An 18080-nucleotide genomic window follows, 5' to 3' on the forward strand; every position below is an offset into this window, starting at 1 on the left:
AGAAAACCACGGATAAATCAGGCTTCGCTCGACACACTGGTTACCTGTCCGCCCGCTGGCAGGAAGCGGGATGCGAGGGGGAGAGATTGGTGGAGAGTAGCAGCGAGCGTCTGCTGACCCCTGGAGAGGTTGCCGCCCTCTTCCGGGTAGACCCAAAGACGGTTACGCGCTGGGCTGCGGCAGGCCGCATCAGCAGTATCCGCACCCCCGGAGGGCACCGGCGCTTCCGCGAATCGGAAGTGCACGCCCTTCTTCGAGGCGAGGACGTTCTTACGGCCGACAGGCCGGCAGGTGAGTCCCCGCGCGTTTGACGTACCGTCCAGTCGGTGATCCTGCGAGTCAGGATCACCGAGACGGAACCTCTGTCCGCGTGCTCGCCGACCCATTCCGTACGGCGAGCGCGGGAAGGCGTCAACCACCGACCGTGGCTGGCGCCTGGTCAGTTGGCCGCTGCCCCTCGCCGGTCCCGCCTGCCCCCCCCGCTGCCCCTCGCCAGCCCCCTCGGCCCGCGTGAGACCTCAGCCGCCGTCCTGGTCGGACTTGTACGCCAGGAACTCCCGCTCCAGGTCGTCGTTCTCCTCCGCCCAGCGGCGCCGGCGATCTGCCGCCTCCTCCTCGGTCAGCGACTCCGGCAGCCACCGCTCGTAGTCCGGATCCCCCGGCTCGACCTCGACGTACGCGTTCCCGATCAGGCGCCCGTCTTCGCTGGCCAGGCTCTGCGGCACGCGCAGGGTCCCGTCAGCGAGGCGGATGACGTACATTGCCGATCACCTAGATTCCGTAGCGCCGATTGAAGAACAGCATGACGTCGAGCGCCATCCGCGTGTTGCCGCCGAGCATGTCGACCAGGGCCGGCCGCTGGCGCGAGGCGATCGCGGCGAAGGCGTCGGCGAAGAACTCCTTGCGCCCCAGACCGCCGCCCTGACGGTGGAAGGACGACGCCAGCAGCGGCGTGAGCTCCTCGAAGAGCGCCACGAACTCCGGCGTGTCCGACACCCAGACGCCGAAGGCCGCGTCGATGTCGTCGATGGCGTGCCCCACCTCGTGCATCATCACGTCAGGCGTCGGCGAGGGACGGTCGCCCACCACGATCTTGCGATCCCCGTAGGCTCCCGCGCAGATGTCCCATGAGGCCCGGCCCGACGGCAGTGGCGCGCCACGCAGGTAACCCATGTCGTCCAGGTCCGGCACCCCGCCGGGCCCCACGTAGATGCCTTCGAGCCCGGCGGCGAGCTGCTCCTTGATCCGGTCGGGCAGCCTGGCCAGGCTCTCCACCGCCCGGACGACGTCCACCGGCGGCCGGCCTCTCCTGGCGTCCCATTGCCGGTGCAGGATCGTCTCCAGCTTTCCGCAGTGTCGCAGCCCGTCGCCCTGAGGAGGGACGTCGGGACGGTTCGGCTGCGCCCTGGGTAAGGAGTCGTCGAGCTCGAAGTCCTGCCAGGTATAGCGGGGCCGCTCCACCACGGCGGCGGACAGGCGCTCGCCCTGCTCCCACCGGCGCTCGCCGCCCTCCCACCGGTGGCGGTTCTGCCCGCGCGCGGCACTCCGGCTCTCGGCCTGCGATTCCCGCCGCCCCGGCTCCGGCCGGTCCTGGTCGCGGGCTCCGTACTCGCTGCGGGATCCGTACCCGCTCAGCAGGCCGCGGCGGGCTCTGCCGCCCGGCTCCTCGCGCCCGCTCAGGCGACGATCGCGGTCCATCGGCTCCTCTCCACCGGGCAGGTCTCTCGCACCGGCGCCCTTCCTGCCGGACCGGCGGTCGCGAGGGCTGGTCCAGAAGGAACGGTCCGCGTCGGGCGCCTCCGTGCGGCGCGAGAAGAGGTACGACCCGCGCCGCCACCAGCGTCCCCGCCGATGGCGTCCCTTGTCGTTGGAGAAAGCCATCGCACCTCTCACCACCCCATGGCGCTCACCACACCAGCCAAGCCGGGGCAGACTGCGCCGAATCGTGTTCCACGGTACGACGCGGATCTTCCCTAGTCACCCAGAATGGGACATCAAGGTGGCACGATCACGCTGATGATGGCTTACAGTTCGGGCATGGCAGGTGTCATTGTCGGCCTGGCTCTGCTGGCCTTCTGGCTGTTCTCGTTGTTCGACGTCATCACCACCCCCGAGGAAGAGGTCAGACACTCACCAAAAGCTGTCTGGTTGATCATCGTCGCGGCTCTGCCCCTGATAGGCGGGCTGTTCTGGATGCTGCGCGGCCGCCCCCAGGTGGCGCGCGAAAACTGGCCCACCCCGCCGCGAACCGGCGGCGCCGCCGCCCCCAAAGGACCGGACGACGACCCCGACTTCCTCCGCGACCTTGAGCGCCGCATGCGCGGGGACGAGTGAGGCCCCTCTCGGTAAACCCCTCATGAGGGCTTTACCGGCACCTTTTGCCTAATTTTTTAACCGGCCACGAACAGCACGGGCGCCACCCATCAGGGTGACGCCCGATCGTTTTCCCGGCTGAGGACCTACAGGTCACGCGTAGCTGTGCAGGCCCGAGATGAAGATGTTCACGCCGAAGAGGTTGAACAGCAGGCAGGCGAAGGCCACGAGCTGCACGATCGTGGAGGCTCGGCCTCGCCAGCCCGCCGTGACGCGAGCGTGCAGGTAGGCGGCGTAGCCGACCCAGGTGATGAAGGACCAGACCTCCTTGGGGTCCCAGCCCCAGTAGCGGCCCCAGGCCCGGTCCGCCCAAAGCGCGCCCGCGATGACGGCGAACGTCCACAGCGGGAAGGCCAGGACGATCGCGCGGTGGGCCACCTTCTCCAGCTCGGCCCTGCTCGGCAGGCGTGACGGGCCGTCGCTACGGACGAGATAGAGGACGCCCGCCACTCCGGCCAGGATGAACAGGCCGCTGGCCAGGATCGCCGCGGTGACGTGGATGGCGATCCAGTAGGAGTTGAGCGCGGGGACGACGGGACCCGCCGCGGTGTAGAACACCTTGGCCGCGAGACCGAGCCCGAGGGCGGCCGCGATCATGACGAAGGCGCCGAGGAAGCGCACCTGGTGCCGGAGCAGCGTGAGCAGGAAGGCGGTCACCGCGGCGAAGCAGATGCCCACCACGAACTCGTACATGTTGCCCCACGGCCACCGGTCCACGGCCAGGCCGCGGGTGGCGATGGCGCCGAGGTTGGCCGCCCAGCCGAGCCAGGCCAGCGCCAGGCCAACCTGACCGCTCCGGAGCGCCCACCTCGGCGCCGGGACGGCCTGATCCACCGGGGCGACCTCGTCCACCCCCGTGCCGTCCTGCGCGCCGGCCCCGGCCCCCACGGCCGCCGGGGTCCTGGCACGCCTGCGGACGACCTGATCGGAGCCGGCCCGGCCGAACGCGAGCTCCAGGGCGAACCCCACCATGGCGAACAGGTAGAGCAGCACCGCGGCGACCACGAACAGGTCACTCAGCTCGGCGAGTTGTTCAGCGGACATCCTTTTCTCCTGCTGCTGCTAGAACCTTGACGATGTCGTCGAACTCCTCCGCGAAACCCGCCGCGGAGCCTTCGGTGCGGGTCAGACCGCCCACTTCGACCGTGCCGTCCGTGATCCGCACCCACACCCGGCGGCGGCGGATCATCAGCGAGAGCGCGATGGAGACGGTGGCCAGGGCGGCCGCGAGCAGGGCGGGAAGCCGGCCGGGATCGTAGGCGATCTGGAGCGTGATCCACTCCCTGACCTCGACGAACTCCAGCCTGCCCGCGCCTTCGGGCAGGTCGAGCCGCTCGCCCGCTGCGAGCGGCTCGGGCACGGCCTTGCCCATGACCAGCGGCTTGAGCTTGCTCATCACCTCGGGCGGCGCGAGCTCGTAGACGGACTGCGGCCGCCCGGAGCGCACCCCGAGGTCGCCGGTGAACGCCCCCAGCACCTGCACCTCGGGCTGGATCGCCCCCGGGAAGGCCGAGGCGAAGGTGCCGTCGGTCAGCGGCACGCTGGTGGGCAGGAACCTCAGCAGGAATCCGAGCTGCGACGGCTGCGCGTCGGGGACCTTGACCACGCACCCCGAGGTGAGCGAGGGCTTGTCCTCGATCAGGCACGGCACCGGCCCCTCGAAGGCGACCTGCCCCTTGCCGTCGGTGACCCGGAAGACGGGGGCGTAGCCGTGGCCGATGAGATAGGTCTGCGTACCGTCGATCTCCAGCGGCTCGTTGACCTTGAGCTCGTAGTCGCGCTCGGGCGCCCCCGGGGAGTCGTTGACCTTCAGGTGGGCGGAGTAGTCGAGCTCCTGCCCCTTCTTGTCGCCCTCGACCTGGTAGGTGGCCTTGAAGTCGGTCAGCTGGAAGGTGAACGGCTCCAGCGATTCGGCCGCCACCTGCCGGCCGGGGATGAACCGGTCGTAGGCGGCCACGGTGTTGGCGAACCCGTCGCCCTCGGCCACCAGCACGTTGCCGCGGTAGCCGTACAGGGATCCGAAGCCGACGGCGACCAGCAGGCCCAGCAGGGAGACGTGGAAGAGCAGGTTGCCGGTCTCGCGCAGGTAGCCCTTCTCGGCGGCCACCCAGCCGTCGCCCTTCTGGACGCGGAAGCGCAGCCTGCGCAGCCGCCGGGTGGCTTCCTCGACCGTCAGGTCGCCGTCGAATCGGGCCGAGTGCGGCAGCCGCGAGAGGTTGCGCGGCGCGGCGGGCGGCTTGCGGCGCAGCTCGCGCAGGTAGGTGGCGGTGCGCGGGATGATGCAGCCGATCAGCGAGGCGAACAGCAGCAGGTAGATGGCCGCGAACCAGACGGAGGTGAAGACGTCGAACAGCTGGAACCGGTCGTACCACTCGGCCAGCGCCGGGCTGTTCTGGTAGACGGCCGCGACCTTGTCCGGCTCGACGCTCCGCTGCGGCAGCAGAGAGCCGGGGATGCTCGCCAGCGCGAACAGGAACAGCAGGATCAGCGCCGTCTTCATCGAGGTGAGCGTGCGCCACGCCCACCGCAGCCAGCCCGTGAGGCCGATGCCGGGGTGCTTGGGCGTCTGCTCCCTCTCCAGCTCGTCGACGCTCATCAGATCACCGGCCTGAAGGCGCCGATCAGGCTCTGCATGGTCGCGATCATCTCTCCCCAGAGGCCGGTCACCAGTGCCACCCCGACGGCCACCATCATGCCGCCGCCGATCCTGGTGATCAGCCGGGAATGCCTGCGGATGGCGCGGAAGGTACGCAGCGCCTTGCTGTAGGCCAGCGCGGCGGCCACGAAAGGCAGCCCGAGGCCGAGCGCGTAGGCGACGGCGAGCAGCGCGCCCCGCGAGGCGCTCCCTTCGTTGAGCCCGAGGGTGAGCACCACGGCCAGGGTGGGGCCGATGCACGGCGTCCAGCCGAGCCCGAACACCACGCCGAGCAGCGGCGCGCCGGCCAGCCCCGCGGAGGGCATCTTGTGGATCCGCACGTCGCGCATCAGCCCCGGGATCACCCCGAGGAAGGCCAGCCCGAGCAGGATCGTCAGCACGCCGAGCACCCGCGTGATGATGTCGGCGTTGACCAGCACGAGCTGGCCCAGTCCGCCGAACAGGGCGCCGCTGACCACGAACACCGCCGCGAACCCGGCCACGAACAGCGTCGTGCCGAGCACCAGCCGCCCCCGCTTGGGGTCGGCGCTCATGCCCGTCACATACGACAGGTAGCCCGGCACCAGCGGCAGCACGCAGGGCGACAGGAACGACACGAGCCCGGCCAGCACCGCGATCGGGACGGCGAGCAGCAGCGAGCCGGAGGCCACGATCTCATTCATCGCGCACCTTGGTCACCGCGTTCATCAGGTCGGTGTACTTGACCGCGCCGAGTGCCCTGGCGGCGACCCTGCCCTGCTCGTCGATGATCAGCGTGGACGGGATGGCCGCGGGCGGCACGGTGCCCTGGAAGGCCAGCGCGACCTTGCCGGGCTGGTCGAAGATGCTCGGGTAACCGGTCTGCTCGGTGCGCTCGAACGCCAGCGCGTCGGCCTTGCGGTCCTTGAAGTCGACGCCGATGAACTCCACGCCGGAGCCCTTGGTCTTGGCCGCGACCTCCTTGAGGACCGGCGCCTCGGCCCGGCACGGCCCGCACCAGGAGGCCCAGAAGTTGATCACGACGACCTTGCCCTTGTGGGCGGCGAGTGAGGCGGTGCCGTCTTCGAGAGTCGGTCCCCCGATCGCGGGAGCCGCCTTGCGATCGGCCGCCGCGAACACCTGCATCTTCCCGTCGCCCGCGACGAAGCGCGTGTCGCCTGCCTGCGGCTGGCCGCTCTGGTTTCCCGCGCATCCGGCGACCAGCACGGTCAGGAGGGCAAGGAAGATTGACTTCGCGCGCACGGAGGAAGATCTCCTTGTACTACAGCCGGTAGAGCTTGCAACTCTACCGGCGAGGTCAGGCACCCGGGACGCTGGGGCCCCTCTCCAGCGATCCCGCCGGCTCGCTGTAGCCGACGCTGACAAGCCGGTCGCCGTCGAAGGTGAGCGTGGTGAGGCTGGCCAGCCCGCACTGCCTGCGCCTCGGGTCGTGCCAGAGCCTGCGCCGCCCTTCCGCCGCCATCCTGATCGCCCAGATCGGGAGCTGGTGGCTGACGAGCACAGCCTCGTGGCCGCGCACGGCCTCCCTGGCGTCCTCGATCACCGAACGCATCCGCGCGACGATCACCGGATAGGGCTCGCCCCAGGAAGGTCGCATCGGATTCCAGAAGTAGCGGTAGTTGCGCGGGCTGCGCAGGATCCGCAGGCCCGTCCCGACCGTCCGCCCCTCCAGCAGGTTGCCCGCCTCCAGCAGCCGGTCGTCGGTGACGATGTCGAGGCCCAGCGTGGCGGCGACCGGGGTCGCCGTCTCCTGGGCGCGCTCCAGCGGCGAACTGTAGACGGCGGCGATGTCGCGTCCGGCCACGGCCTTGGCGACGGTCTTGGCCATCAGCTGGCCGTTGTCGGAAAGGTGGTAGCCGGGCAGCCTGCCGTAGAGGATGCCACTGGGATTGTGCACCTCACCGTGGCGCAAAAGGTGAACGACGGTGGTTTCAGCCATGGTGAGGCACAGCCTATCCGCTCCGATACCGCTGCCCGCCAGGCCCGGATCGGCCGATCGCCCGAGGAGTAAAGTCGAGCCGATCGGAAGGAGCCGCCCGATTGGACCCCAGGGCTCTCATCCTCGTCCTCGTCGCCGCCGTCGCCCACGCCTCGTGGAACCTGCTGAGCAAGAAGGCCGCCCAGGCCGACAGCCTGGTCTTCATCTGGCTGGTGGCCGCCGTGTCGGCGGTGATCTGGAGTCCGCTGTTCGCCGGGTTCCTGCTGGTGGCAAGGCCCCGGCTGTCATGGAGCGACCTGGCGGTGATCGGCGGCAGCACGGCGCTGCACCTGGCCTACTTCATGCTGCTGCAGCGCGGCTACGGCAAGGGCGACCTGTCAGTCGTCTATCCCGTCGCGCGGGGCACCGGGCCGATGCTGGCGAGTCTGGTCGCCGTGCTGTTCCTGGGCGAGCGTCCCACTGCGGCCGGCGTCGCGGGGATCGTCCTGGTCGGGGTGGGCGTGTTCCTGATGAGCGGCGGCAGCGGCCGGGGCGATCTGAAGGGGCTGGCGTTCGGGCTGGCGACGGGGCTGTTCATCGCGGGTTACACGGTGTGGGACTCGCGGGCGGTGGGCGTGTTCGCGGTGGCGCCGCTCATGCTTAACTATCTGGGCGAGGTGGGCCGCGCGCTGGTGCTCAGCCCTGCCGTGCTCGGCGGGCGGCGCAGAGGGCTCGTCCTGGCGACCTGGCGCGAGCACCGGGCCGGCATCGTGGGCGCGGCCGTGCTGACCTTCCTGTCCTACCTGCTGGTGCTGATCGCCTTCACGATGGCGCCGGTCAGCCTGGTGGCGCCGGCGCGGGAGATCAGCGTGCTGATCGCGGTCGTGCTCGGCGGCCGCCTGCTCGCCGAGCAGGGGTGGCGGCACCGGCTGCTGGCCGCGAGCGTCATCCTCGGCGGCGTCGTCGCGATCGCGCTCAGCTGAGCGCCCAGGCGTTCTCGTGGCTGCTGCTGGCCCGTACGAGCGCCTCGACCGTGGCCCTGATGGCGGGGCGGCGGGCCGCGTCGGTGCGCCAGAGGGCGTAGATGCGGCGGGTCTGCCTCGGCCGCAGCGGGACGAGACGCACGCCGTCCGGCACCGGGTCGCGGCCCAGCCGGGGCACGATCGCGCAGCCGAGCCCGGCCGCGACCAGGGCGAGCTGGGTCGGGTACTCGTCGGCCATGGAGGCGATCTCGGGCTCCAGCTCGGCGCTGCGCAGGGTGAAGACCAGCCAGTCGTGGCAGATGGTGCCGGGCGAGGAGCTGATCCACCGCGCACCGGTCATCGACGACAGCTCGATCTCCTTCATGCTCGCCAGCGGGTGGTCGACCGGGACGGCCACGTCGGCGATGTCGTCGAGCAGCGTCTTCCTCGACAGGCCCTCGGGCATGGCCATCGGCCGGTTGAGCCAGTCCTGCACCAGCACCAGGTCGAGCTCGCCGCGCGCCACCTCGCGCATCACCCGCTCGGGCTCGCGCTCGTAGAGCTGGATCCACAGGTCGGGGTGGCGCTGCTTGAGCTCGGCCAGCGCGGTGGGCATCAGCCCGCGGGCCGCCGTCGGGAACGCGCCCACCTGGAGCCGTCCCAGGACCTCGCCGCGCAGCGCCTCGAAGTCCGCCTCGGCGGTCTCGACCAGTGCCAGGATGCGCTCGGCGTGCTCGGCGAGCAGCCCGGCGGCGTCGGTCAGCCGGACGCCGCGCCCGTTGCGCTCGACGAGCCGGGCCCCGGTCTCCCGCTCCAGCTTGGCGATCTGCTGCGACACGGCGGACGGGGTGACCATGAGCGCTTCGGCGGCGGCCCCCACGGAGCCGTAGACGTGCACCGCGTGCAGGGCCTTGAGCCGGTTCAGGTCCAACATGTAAGCCAGCCTAAAGGGTTAAGCGTAGAAAGTCTCGCTTGTGGTCGACTCTGTAGCGATGGAAAATATATGCATGAGAAACATTAAGTCGAAGAAGCAGCCGTACCAGACCACTTCCTACCTGAAGGCCCTCGCCGAGCAGGCCCGCGAGCAGCGCAGCCGCAGCCGCGCCGCTTCGGCGTGAGGCCCCGCCACCTGGCCCTCGCCATCGGCCTCGCCGCCGTATGGGGTGTCAACTTCGTCGTCATGCAGGTGGGCCTGGAGCACTTCCCGCCCCTGCTGTACGCGGGTCTGAGGTTCACCCTGGCGGCGTTCCCCGCGCTGCTGCTCGTCGGGCGGCCGGGGGTGCCCTGGCGATGGGTCGTCGCGGTGGCGGCCACCATCGGAGTCGGCCAGTTCGGCCTGCTGCTCATCGGCATGCGTGCCGGTATGCCGGCCGGGCTGACCTCCCTGGTCCTGCAGATGCAGGTCCTTTTCACCATCCTGTTCGCGGTGACGCTGCTCGGTGAGCGGCTCACCGCCCGCCGCGTCGCCGGCCTGGCCGTCGCCTTCGGCGGCCTGGCCATCGTCGCCTTCGACTTCGGCCTGTCCGGCCCGCTGGGCGCCTTCGCCCTGTGCGTGGCCGCGGCCGCCGCCTGGGGCCTCGGCAACGTGGCGCAGCGCAGGGCCGCCCCGCCGGACTCGCTGCGCTTCATGGTCTGGGTCAGCGCCTTGTCCGCGCCCCCGCTCCTGCTGCTCTCCCTCCTGGTGGAGGGCGTCCCCAGCCTGGCCTCCCCCGCCGAGGGCTGGCTCTCACTGGCCTACGTCGCCTTCGTCTCGACGCTCGGCGGCTTCGGCGTCTGGGGCTTTCTCCTGCGCCGCTACGACGCCTCGACCGTAGCGCCGTACACGCTGCTGGTGCCCGTCTTCGGCATGTCCTCCGCCGCGCTGTTCACCGGCGAGCCCGTCTCCTGGCTCCGCGTCCTCGCGGCCGCCCTCATCGTGACCGGCGTCCTCTACGCGGGCGCCCGCACTCGCAGGACCGAGGCGCCCGCGCCCGCGCTCACCGGCTAGAGGACCGCCGCCGCCGCCTTCGCCGCGACGGGCAGCGCGTCAGCGACCCGGCCGAGCGCCTCCTCGTCGTGGGAGGCCGACAGGAACCACGCCTCGTAGGCCGACGGCGGAAGGTAGACGCCCTGGTCCAGCATGGCGTGGAAGAACGCCCTGTACGCCGCCGTGCTCTGCGTCTGCGCGTCGGCGAAATTCGTCACCTGGCGGTCGGTGAAGAAGATGGAGAACAGGCTGCCCGCCGTCTGCAGCCGGTGCGGCACCCCCGCCGCGCTCAGCGCCTCCGTCGCCGCCCCGGCGACCGCGCCCGCCGCCGCGTCGATCTTCGAGTACGCCTCCGCGTCGAGAGCGCGCAGCGTGGCCAGGCCCGCGGCGCAGGCCAGCGGATTCCCCGACAGGGTGCCCGCCTGGTAGACCGGCCCCTCCGGCGCGAGATGGGCCATCACGTCGGCCCGCCCGCCGAACGCCGCTGCCGGCAACCCGCCGCCCATGACCTTGCCGAACGTCAACAGGTCGGCGTCCACCGGATCCAGGCCGTACCAGCCGGACGGCGAGACGCGGAAGCCCGTGAGCACCTCGTCGACGATCAGCAGCGCGCCGTTGGCCGTGCACAGCTCCCGGAGCCTGGCGTTGAACCCGTCGAGCGGCGGCACGATGCCCATGTTCGCCGGGCAGGCCTCGGTGATCACGCACGCCACGTCGGCGGCGGCGAACGCCTCCTCGACGGCCTCGATCGAGTTGTACGGCAGCACGATCGTGTCGGCGGCCGACGCGCCGGTCACACCCGGCGTGTCCGGCAGCCCGAACGTCGCCACCCCCGAGCCCGCGGCGGCCAGGAGGGCGTCGACGTGCCCGTGGTAGCAGCCGGCGAACTTGACGACTTTCGACCGCCCGGTGAACCCGCGGGCGAGCCGCACGGCGCTCATCGTCGCCTCGGTGCCCGAGCTGACCAGCCGGACCTTGTCCACCGGCGCGATCCTGGCCACGATCGCCTCGGCCAGCTCGACCTCGCCCGGCGTGGCGGTGCCGTAGGAGAACCCGTGCGCCACGGCCTCGGACACGGCCTCGACGACGGCGGGGTGCCGATGGCCGAGGATCATCGGCCCCCAGGAGCAGACCAGGTCGACATAGCGGTTGCCGTCGGCGTCGGTGATGTAGGGGCCCTGGCCGGAGACCATGAAGCGCGGCGTGCCCCCGACGGCGCCGAACGCGCGGACCGGCGAGTTGACGCCTCCAGGCACGACGGCGCAGGCGCGGGCGAACAGGTCTTCGGAGTTGTCTGTACGGCTCACCCGACCAGGTTAAGTCCCGGCCGCCCCGCTCTCACATCCGGCGCTCTCCCACGCCTGCCGGCTGACAGCCATCATGGTGATGTACATGCTTCTTACACATCGTCAACATAGGGAGAGCGATGATCGTGACTCAGATCGACCTCGACGACGCCGCCCTCAACGAAGCCATGCGCATGATGGGCACCACGACGAAGAAGGAGACGGTCAACACCGCCCTTCGCGAGTACGTCGCGCGATTCAAGCGCATCGAGGCGCTGGAGAAGCTGGCCTCCCGCGCGCAACGCGGTGAGTTCGACGCGGCGGAGGCGACCCGGGACGCCGCCAGAGCGGCCTGGAAGAAGACCGTCACGTGACCCCGTATCTCATCGACACCTCCGCCTTGTGGCATCTGTTGCGCAATCCCGAGGTGCTCGAGGCGTGGGCTGATCGCATCACGACACATCCCCTGCGGATGTGCGAGCCCACCAGGACGGAATTCCTCTACTCGGCCACCGGCCCCGCTCACAGGGACGAACTGGCGTCGGAGCTCGACATCCTCTGCCAGCCCGCCCCCGTCCCCGAAAGTGCGTGGCGATGGGTGGAGACAGCTCAGTACAAGCTGACCCAGCGAGGACAGCACCGCTCAGCCGGGGTGATCGATCTGCTGGTGTGCGCCACGACTGTGCACCACGGCCTCGCGGTGCTGCACGTCGACGACGACTTCGCCGCTGTGGCCAAAGTCATGACCGAGGTGGAGCAGCGGGACATCCGGCAGTGGTGAGTTTTAGTCGGCGAGCCATTCCAGCAGGCGCAGCGGGTCCGGCAGCGGGCGGCCGTCCGGAGGGCGCAGCCAGGAGACCGGCTGGCCGGTGGGGAGTGTGGAGTGCGGGGCGAGGACGTAGCTGTCGCGGCAGTGCCAGCGGAGCCCGGGGGTGTCCTCGATGGTGGCCGGGTCGCAGTCGAGCTGGCAGGACCACCACTCGTCCTCGTCATCGGGGTTGCCGCGGGTGGCCACATAAAACAGGACCCGGTCGCCGTTGGCGGCGACCGGGCCCGAGTCCGCTCCGGCGTTGTCGATCCGCGTGAGGGCGGACAGGCCGGTGGGGAGGGGTACGTCGAACACGTCGAACACGTACCCGGTGGGCAAGATGATGTTGGCCTCGGGCTCGCGCTGCCACCAGCGTGTGAGCTGGGTGGCGTCCGTCGTGGCCTGGATGTTCCAGGCCGGGGAGATCGGGTGCGCGCCCGGGTCGGGACAGCCGAGGCGGTCGCACGAGCACGCGCGGGAGCCGCGGCGCAGCGGGTAGGCCCCCGGCACGCTCGGCCAGCCCAGGGCGGCGTAGCCCAGCACGGCGTCGATTCGCGTCAGGCGCGACCGTTTCCTGGTACGCCGAGCCAGAGGTACCCCCACCATGGTGTCTCCCGTCGAGTCTGTGCCTGAAGAGGTCCCGGCTCCGGGCCGTACGCACACGCGGGACACACCAGCACTTCTTATGGCACTCTAACGCACAGGCCTCAGGAGTTGACGGCAAACCCCTTGGTTAGAGGCGGCGCGCCACCTCGGTGGCCCAGTAGGTGAGGATCAGGTCGGCGCCGGCGCGCTTGATCGACACCAGCGACTCCATGATCATTCGCTCGCGGTCGACCCAGCCGTTGGCCGCGGCGGCCTCGATCATCGCGTACTCACCGCTGACCTGGTAGGCGGCGACGGGGACGTCCACCTCGTCGCGGAAGCGCCTGATGACGTCGAGGTAGGCCAGCGCGGGCTTGACCATGACGGCGTCGGCGCCCTCGGCCAGGTCCAGCCGCACCTCGCGCAGCGCCTCCTCCAGCGGGCCCGCCGGGTCCTGCTGATGGGTGCTGCGGTCGCCGAACTGCGGCGCGCACTCGGCGGCGTCCCTGAACGGCCCGTAGAAGGCGGAGGCGTACTTGGCGGAATAGGCGAGGATCGGCACGCCCGCGAACCCGTCGGCGTCCAGCGCCGCCCGGATCGCGCCCACCTGTCCGTCCATCATCCCGCTCGGCGCGACCACCTGCGAGCCGGCTCTGGCCTGCGCGACGGCGATCGAGGCGTAGCGCTCCAGGGTGAGGTCGTTGTCGACGTCGCCGGAGTCGGTCAGGATGCCGCAGTGCCCGTTGTCGGTGAACTCGTCGAGGCAGGTGTCGGCCATGACCACGATCGCGTCACCGACCTCGGAGCTCACCTCGCGCAGCGCCACCTGCAGGATGCCGTCGGGGTCGTCGGCGGCCGAGCCGCGCGCGTCCTTCACGGCCGGGATGCCGAACAGAATCAGGCCGCCGACCCCGGCCTCGGCCGCCTCGAGGGCGGCCTTGCGCAGTGAGTCGCGGGTGTGCTGGAAGACCCCCGGCATCGAGCCGACGGGGTTCGGCTCGGTGATGCCCTCCTTGACGAACATGGGCAGGATCAGGTCCGCCGGGTGCAGCCTGGTGCCGGCCACCATCCTGCGCAGCGCTGAGGTGCGTCGCAGCCTGCGCGGGCGGGCAACGGGGAACTCGGCACTCACTTGGCTCTCCTCCTGGCTCCTCTGCGGTTCTGGGACGGCCTGCGCGGCGTGTCACCGGCGACCAGGGCGGCCTGGCGCTGCTTGGCGCCGTAGGCGGCCAGCGCGGCCGCCAGCGCGGACGCGGAGGCCTTGTCGGCCATGACGTCGACGCGCAGCCCGAACTCCTCGGCCGTCCGCGCGGTCTGCGGGCCGATGACGGCGATCACGGTGACGTTGTGCGGCTTGCCGGCGATGCCCACCAGGTTGCGCACGGTCGAGGAGGAGGTGAAGAGCACCGCGTCGAACCCGCCGCCCTTGATCGCCTCGCGGATCGGCGCGGGTGGCGGCGCGGCTCGCACGGTGCGGTAGGCGGTGACGTCGTCGCACTCCCAGCCGAGCTCGGTCAGCCCGGCCACGAGCGTGTCGGTGGAGATGTCGGCCCGCGGCAGCAGCACCCGGTTGATCGGGTCGAGCATCGAGTCGTACGGCGGCCACTCGGCCACCAGGCCCTCCGACGACTGCTCGCCCGAGGGCAGCAGGTCGGGCTTGACCCCGAAGTCGACCAGTGCCCGCGCGGTGGCGTCGCCGACGGCGGCGACCTTGAGACCGGCGAAGGCGCGGGCGTCGAGCCCGTACTCCTCGAACTTCTCGCGCACCGCCTTGACCGCGTTGGCGCTGGTGAAGGCCACCCATTCGTAGCGTCCGGTGACCAGGCCCTTGATGGCGCGGTCCATCTGCTGCGGGGTGCGCGGCGGCTCGACCGAGATGGTCGGCACCTCCTCGGGCACCGCGCCGTAGGAGACGAGCTGCTCGGACAGGCTCGCGGACTGCTCCTTGGTGCGCGGCACCAGCACCCGCCAGCCGAACAGCGGCTTGGTCTCGAACCACGACAGCTTGTCGCGCTGGCCGACCGCGTCTCCGACGACGATCAGCGCGGGCTCGGTGAAGCCGGCGTGCTTGAGATCGGCCTGCATCCTGGCCAGCGTCGAGACGACGGTGTACTGCTCGGTCGTGGTGCCGCCGCTGCTGACGGCCACGGGCGTGCTGTCGGGCTTGCCTCCGGCGATCAGCGCCTTGCCGATCGCCACGGCCTCGGTGATGCCGTTGTAGACGACGAGCGTGCCGGGGCAGGCGGCGTGCGAGGCCCAGTCCTGCTCCTGCGCGGCGTCGACGATCCTGAACTCGGGCACCGAGGCCGCGGGCGGGATGCCCGCGTAGGTGAGCACGGCGGTCGCGGGCGGGACGCCGGGCACGATCTCGAAGTCCACCTCCGCCGCGGCGCAGGCCGCGACCTCCTCGGCGACCGAGGAGAACAGCATCGGGTCGCCCTCACACAGGCGCACGACGAGCTGCCCGGCCTTGGCGTGCTTGACGAGATCGCCGTCGACGACCTGCACGCCCTCGCGGCAGTGCCGCAGCAGCGGGCCGTGCAGATCCTCGTCCAGCACGACCACGTCGGCCTTGGAGAGCAGCTCGGCGCCGCGGAGCGTGAGGAGGTTCGGATCACCTGGCCCCGCGCCGACGAAGGCGACGAAAGCGGCGGTTGGGCTATCGGAGCTCAATGGGAATGCTCCCCCATCAATCTGTCGGCCCCTTCGCGAAGCATCCGGGTCGCGAGCTGGCGGCCCAGGTCTTCAGCCTCCGAAGGAGAGCCGGCGGCGGACTTGCGTACCGCCCGGTGGCCGTCGATGGCGACGACCGCGGCGGTCAGGTTCAGAGTGTGCCCGTCATCGAGGGCGAAAGCACCCACGGGAGCGGAGCACCCGGCCTCCAGTGCGGCCAGGACGGCCCGCTCGGCGGCCACCGCGGAGCGCGTCCGCGAGTCGTCGAGCACGCCGAGGAAGGCGACGAGGTCGGCGCGGTCGGCCAGGCACTCCACGGCCAGCGAGCCCTGGCCGGGCGCGGGCAGCAGCTCCTCGATCTCGAAGATCTGGGAGATCTCCGCGTCCCTGCCGATCCTGGTCAGGCCCGCGGACGCGAGCACGACCGCGTCGAGCTCGCCGGAGGTGACCTTGCCGATCCGGGTGTCGGCGTTGCCGCGGATCGGCACGTAGTCGAGGTCCGGCCGCAGGGCGCGCAGCATGGCGATCCTGCGCGGCGAGCCGGTGCCCACCCGCGCGCCGGCGGGCAGGTCCGCGAACTTGACCCGGCTGACCAGCGCGTCGCGGTGATCGTGCCGCTCGGGCAGCGCGGCCAGCGCGATCCGCGGGTCGGGCTTGGTCGGCAGGTCCTTCAGCGAGTGCACGGCGAAGTCGATCTCGCCCTCGATCAGCTTGTCGCGCAGCGCGCTGACGAACACGCCGGTGCCGCCGAGTTGGGCCAGGTGCGCCTTGGTCACGTCGCCGAAGGTGGTGACGCCGACCAGCTCGATCTCCCGGCCGGTCCGCTCGGTGTAGGCGTCGGCGACCATCTGCGACTGCGTGGTCGCCATCAGGCTGCGCCTCGTGCCGAGCCTCAGGGGCCCTGGCTGCGCACTCCCCGTCTGCGGAGTCACAGCTCCACCTCCCTCACGGCCTCGGGCATCTTCGGATCCAGGTCGAACAGCTCGCGCAGCGCCTCGGCATAATGATCTCCTCCTGGCGAGGTGGCGAGCCGCTTGACACGCACAGTGGGCTCGTGGAGGAGTTTGTCGACGACTCGCTGCACGGTGAGGGTCACCTCGTCCCGGAGCTTGCCGTCCAGATCGGGCACGCGCATCAGCAGGCGCCCCAGCTCGGACTCGACCACACCGGCGGCCTTGCTGCGCAGCGCCACCACGGTCGGGGTGACCTTGGCGGCCCGCTCCGCCTCCAGGTAGGAGGCGAGCTCCTGCGCGACGAGCCGGCGCACGGACTTTACCGCGTCACCCTCGCGCGAGCCGATTCCGGACTCGCGGATCGTCTCCAGATCGACCAGCGTGACGCCGGGGACGGCGCGGACCGAGGGGTCGATGTCGTGCGGCAGCGCCAGGTCCAGCAGGAACGTCTCCCGCGACACCATGTCGGCCGTGACCAGGTGCCGGCCGGCGCCGGTGCAGGTGATGACGATGTCGGCCGCCGCGAGCTCTCGGGGAACCGCGGCGAACTCCACCGCCCTGCCGCCGACCGACTCGGCCAGCCGCGCGCCGCGCTCGTAGGTACGGTTCGCGATCACGATGTCCGTCACCCCGGCGCGCGCCAGCGTGACGGCGGCCAGCGAGCTCATCGAGCCCGCGCCGATGACCAGGGCGCGCCGCCCGGCGAGCTCGCCCGCCAGCGCGAGGCCCGCGCTGACCAGAGAGGCGCCCGCCTGGTCGATGCCGGTGTCGGTGTGGGCCCGCTTGCCCACCCGCAGCGCCTGCTGGACGAGCTCGTTCAGCGTGGCGCCGACGGTGCCGTGCTTCTGCGCCAGCCTGAGCGCCTGGCGGGCCTGGCCGAGGATCTGGCCCTCGCCCACGACCATGGACTCCAGCCCGCACACCATCGAGAACAGGTGCTCGACGGCCTGCTCCTCGTAGTGCACGTACAGGTGCGGGGTGAGCTCGTCGACGGGCACGCCCGAGTGGAGGCTGAGCAGGCCGGTGACGGCCGTGACTGCCGGGTGGAAACGGTCCACGGCGACGTAGACCTCGACCCTGTTGCAGGTCGAGACCACGAAGGCCTCCGCCACGCAGGGGTCCTGCTGAACGTCGTGCAGCAGTTTCGTGAGCGCTTCGCCGCTCACCGAGACGCGCTCGAGCAGGGCCACCGGAGCCGTCCGGTGACTTAGTCCGATTGCCAGAACACTCATTGACTGTCCACTGCCATGAGTGGCCCCCCAGCTTTGCGTTGCTCATGGAACGCAAGGATCTGCAGTTCGATGGATAGGTCGACCTTACGGACATCGACGCTGTCCGGAACGGTTAGCACGACCGGGGCGAAGTTGAGAATGCTGGTCACCCCAGCAGCCACCACACGATCGCATACTTCCTGCGCTGCCGCCGCCGGTGTCGCCAGAACCACGATCGACACCCCGCGCCGCTTGATCACGGCTTCCAGCTCGTCGATGTGCTCCACATTCAACCCCGCTATGTCGTCGCCCACCACTTCGGGGTCGGCGTCGAACACGGCCGCGATGCGGAATCCCCTGGAGACGAAGCCCCCGTAGTTGGCGAGCGCGCGGCCGAGGTTGCCGACGCCGACGATGGCGACGGCCCAGTCCTGCGTCAGGCCGAGCTCGCGGGAGATCTGGTAGACGAGGTACTCGACCTCGTAGCCCACGCCGCGGGTGCCGTAGGAGCCGAGGTGCGACAGGTCCTTGCGGAGCTTGGCGGAATTCACCCCCGCGGCGGCGGCGAGGTCCTCCGAGCTGACGGTCGCGATGCCGCGCTCTGCCATCCCGTGCAGCGCCCGAAGGTACAACGGGAGCCGTGCGACCGTCGCTTCGGGTATGCCGCGATCGCGGGGCTGGGACGGGCTCTTCACGTGCCGGAGCTCCAG

The 18080-nt window shown here is 70.8% G+C and carries 21 protein-coding genes; 6 read left to right on the forward strand and 15 right to left on the reverse strand.

Annotated features, from left to right (window positions below; genetic code table 11):
* Nucleotides 1–89 precede the first annotated feature (89 nt).
* Nucleotides 90–311 (forward strand): BldC family transcriptional regulator, encoded by a 222-nt coding sequence (locus V5E28_RS25405; protein WP_026214226.1) that lies wholly within the window; start codon nt 90–92, stop codon nt 309–311.
* 207 nt (nt 312–518) lie between these two features.
* Here the strand turns inward: V5E28_RS25405 and V5E28_RS25410 are convergent, their stop codons facing one another.
* Together V5E28_RS25410 and V5E28_RS25415 are read right to left on the reverse strand one after the other, a co-directional pair.
* Complete coding sequence (locus tag V5E28_RS25410) at nt 519–761, reverse strand: hypothetical protein (RefSeq protein ID WP_336209724.1); 243 nt, start codon at nt 759–761, stop codon at nt 519–521.
* A 10-nt stretch (nt 762–771) separates the two neighbouring features.
* Nucleotides 772–1881 carry a hypothetical protein gene (locus V5E28_RS25415; protein WP_336209725.1) on the reverse strand — a complete coding sequence of 370 codons (1110 nt, stop codon included), beginning with the start codon at nt 1879–1881 and terminating at the stop codon, nt 772–774.
* A gap of 156 nt (nt 1882–2037) precedes the next feature.
* Between V5E28_RS25415 and V5E28_RS25420 the strand changes: the two genes are divergently transcribed.
* Complete coding sequence (locus V5E28_RS25420; RefSeq protein ID WP_336209726.1) at nt 2038–2334, forward strand: PLD nuclease N-terminal domain-containing protein; 297 nt, start codon at nt 2038–2040, stop codon at nt 2332–2334.
* A 132-nt stretch (nt 2335–2466) separates the two neighbouring features.
* Here the strand turns inward: V5E28_RS25420 and ccsB are convergent, their stop codons facing one another.
* From ccsB to V5E28_RS25445, 5 genes are read right to left on the reverse strand one after another with little or no spacing between them, the layout of a single operon-like run.
* Nucleotides 2467–3417 carry a c-type cytochrome biogenesis protein CcsB gene (gene ccsB / locus V5E28_RS25425; RefSeq protein WP_336209728.1) on the reverse strand — a complete coding sequence of 317 codons (951 nt, stop codon included), beginning with the start codon at nt 3415–3417 and terminating at the stop codon, nt 2467–2469.
* Entirely contained in the window at nt 3407–4969 is a 1563-nt protein-coding gene (gene resB, locus V5E28_RS25430) for a cytochrome c biogenesis protein ResB (RefSeq protein ID WP_336209729.1), read from the reverse strand. Before resB ends, ccsB begins: the two co-directional genes overlap by 11 nt.
* A complete protein-coding gene (locus V5E28_RS25435; protein ID WP_336209731.1) occupies nt 4969–5691 on the reverse strand; it encodes a cytochrome c biogenesis CcdA family protein in 723 nt (240 codons plus the stop codon). Before V5E28_RS25435 ends, resB begins: the two co-directional genes overlap by 1 nt.
* A complete protein-coding gene (locus V5E28_RS25440) occupies nt 5684–6250 on the reverse strand; it encodes a TlpA family protein disulfide reductase (protein WP_336209732.1) in 567 nt (188 codons plus the stop codon). Before V5E28_RS25440 ends, V5E28_RS25435 begins: the two co-directional genes overlap by 8 nt.
* A 55-nt stretch (nt 6251–6305) precedes the next feature.
* Nucleotides 6306–6947, reverse strand: a complete 642-nt coding sequence (locus V5E28_RS25445; protein WP_336209733.1) for a histidine phosphatase family protein — start codon at nt 6945–6947, stop codon at nt 6306–6308.
* 101 nt (nt 6948–7048) lie between these two features.
* On the opposite strand from V5E28_RS25445, the gene V5E28_RS25450 reads away from it, so the two are divergent.
* The gene (locus tag V5E28_RS25450) at nt 7049–7909 is read left to right on the forward strand and encodes a DMT family transporter (protein WP_336209735.1); all 861 of its coding nucleotides are present in this window, start codon (nt 7049–7051) and stop codon (nt 7907–7909) included.
* Here the strand turns inward: V5E28_RS25450 and V5E28_RS25455 are convergent.
* Nucleotides 7902–8822 (reverse strand): LysR family transcriptional regulator, encoded by a 921-nt coding sequence (locus V5E28_RS25455; protein ID WP_336209736.1) that lies wholly within the window; start codon nt 8820–8822, stop codon nt 7902–7904. The genes V5E28_RS25450 and V5E28_RS25455 overlap by 8 nt on opposite strands.
* Before the next feature lie 180 nt (nt 8823–9002).
* On the opposite strand from V5E28_RS25455, the gene V5E28_RS25460 reads away from it, so the two are divergent.
* Nucleotides 9003–9875, forward strand: a complete 873-nt coding sequence (locus V5E28_RS25460) for an EamA family transporter (RefSeq protein ID WP_336209737.1) — start codon at nt 9003–9005, stop codon at nt 9873–9875.
* Here V5E28_RS25460 and hemL read toward each other — a convergent pair.
* A complete protein-coding gene (gene hemL, locus V5E28_RS25465; RefSeq protein ID WP_336209738.1) occupies nt 9872–11161 on the reverse strand; it encodes a glutamate-1-semialdehyde 2,1-aminomutase in 1290 nt (429 codons plus the stop codon). The two genes, V5E28_RS25460 and hemL, sit on opposite strands and share 4 nt — an antisense overlap.
* A 119-nt stretch (nt 11162–11280) precedes the next feature.
* On the opposite strand from hemL, the gene V5E28_RS25470 reads away from it, so the two are divergent.
* Both V5E28_RS25470 and V5E28_RS25475 read left to right on the forward strand, forming a co-directional pair.
* Nucleotides 11281–11514: a type II toxin-antitoxin system VapB family antitoxin gene (locus tag V5E28_RS25470; RefSeq protein ID WP_336209739.1), complete on the forward strand. Its 234-nt coding sequence runs from the start codon at nt 11281–11283 to the stop codon at nt 11512–11514.
* Nucleotides 11511–11921: a PIN domain-containing protein gene (locus tag V5E28_RS25475; RefSeq protein ID WP_336209741.1), complete on the forward strand. Its 411-nt coding sequence runs from the start codon at nt 11511–11513 to the stop codon at nt 11919–11921. The genes V5E28_RS25470 and V5E28_RS25475 overlap by 4 nt, the downstream gene beginning before the upstream one ends.
* Before the next feature lie 3 nt (nt 11922–11924).
* On the opposite strand, the gene V5E28_RS25480 is transcribed toward V5E28_RS25475, so the two are convergent.
* The 6 genes from V5E28_RS25480 to V5E28_RS25505 all read right to left on the reverse strand — a co-directional run bounded on the left by V5E28_RS25480 (nt 11925) and on the right by V5E28_RS25505 (nt 18065).
* On the reverse strand, nt 11925–12554 hold the full coding sequence (locus V5E28_RS25480) for a bifunctional DNA primase/polymerase (RefSeq protein ID WP_336209744.1): 630 nt from the start codon (nt 12552–12554) through the stop codon (nt 11925–11927).
* Nucleotides 12555–12681: 127 nt separating this feature from the next.
* Nucleotides 12682–13665, reverse strand: a complete 984-nt coding sequence (hemB, locus tag V5E28_RS25485) for a porphobilinogen synthase (RefSeq protein WP_336209746.1) — start codon at nt 13663–13665, stop codon at nt 12682–12684.
* On the reverse strand, nt 13662–15206 hold the full coding sequence (locus tag V5E28_RS25490) for a bifunctional uroporphyrinogen-III C-methyltransferase/uroporphyrinogen-III synthase (protein ID WP_336209748.1): 1545 nt from the start codon (nt 15204–15206) through the stop codon (nt 13662–13664). Before V5E28_RS25490 ends, hemB begins: the two co-directional genes overlap by 4 nt.
* Nucleotides 15203–16138 carry a hydroxymethylbilane synthase gene (gene hemC / locus V5E28_RS25495; RefSeq protein ID WP_336209750.1) on the reverse strand — a complete coding sequence of 312 codons (936 nt, stop codon included), beginning with the start codon at nt 16136–16138 and terminating at the stop codon, nt 15203–15205. The genes V5E28_RS25490 and hemC overlap by 4 nt, the downstream gene beginning before the upstream one ends.
* Nucleotides 16135–17391, reverse strand: coding sequence for a glutamyl-tRNA reductase (locus V5E28_RS25500; RefSeq protein WP_336209752.1), 1257 nt, complete (start codon nt 17389–17391; stop codon nt 16135–16137). The genes hemC and V5E28_RS25500 overlap by 4 nt, the downstream gene beginning before the upstream one ends.
* Entirely contained in the window at nt 17388–18065 is a 678-nt protein-coding gene (locus tag V5E28_RS25505) for a redox-sensing transcriptional repressor Rex (RefSeq protein WP_336209753.1), read from the reverse strand. The genes V5E28_RS25500 and V5E28_RS25505 overlap by 4 nt, the downstream gene beginning before the upstream one ends.
* Nucleotides 18066–18080 lie beyond the last annotated feature (15 nt).

The organism is Nonomuraea sp. LPB2021202275-12-8 (genome assembly GCF_037044575.1).
Lineage (GTDB): Bacteria > Actinomycetota > Actinomycetes > Streptosporangiales > Streptosporangiaceae > Nonomuraea.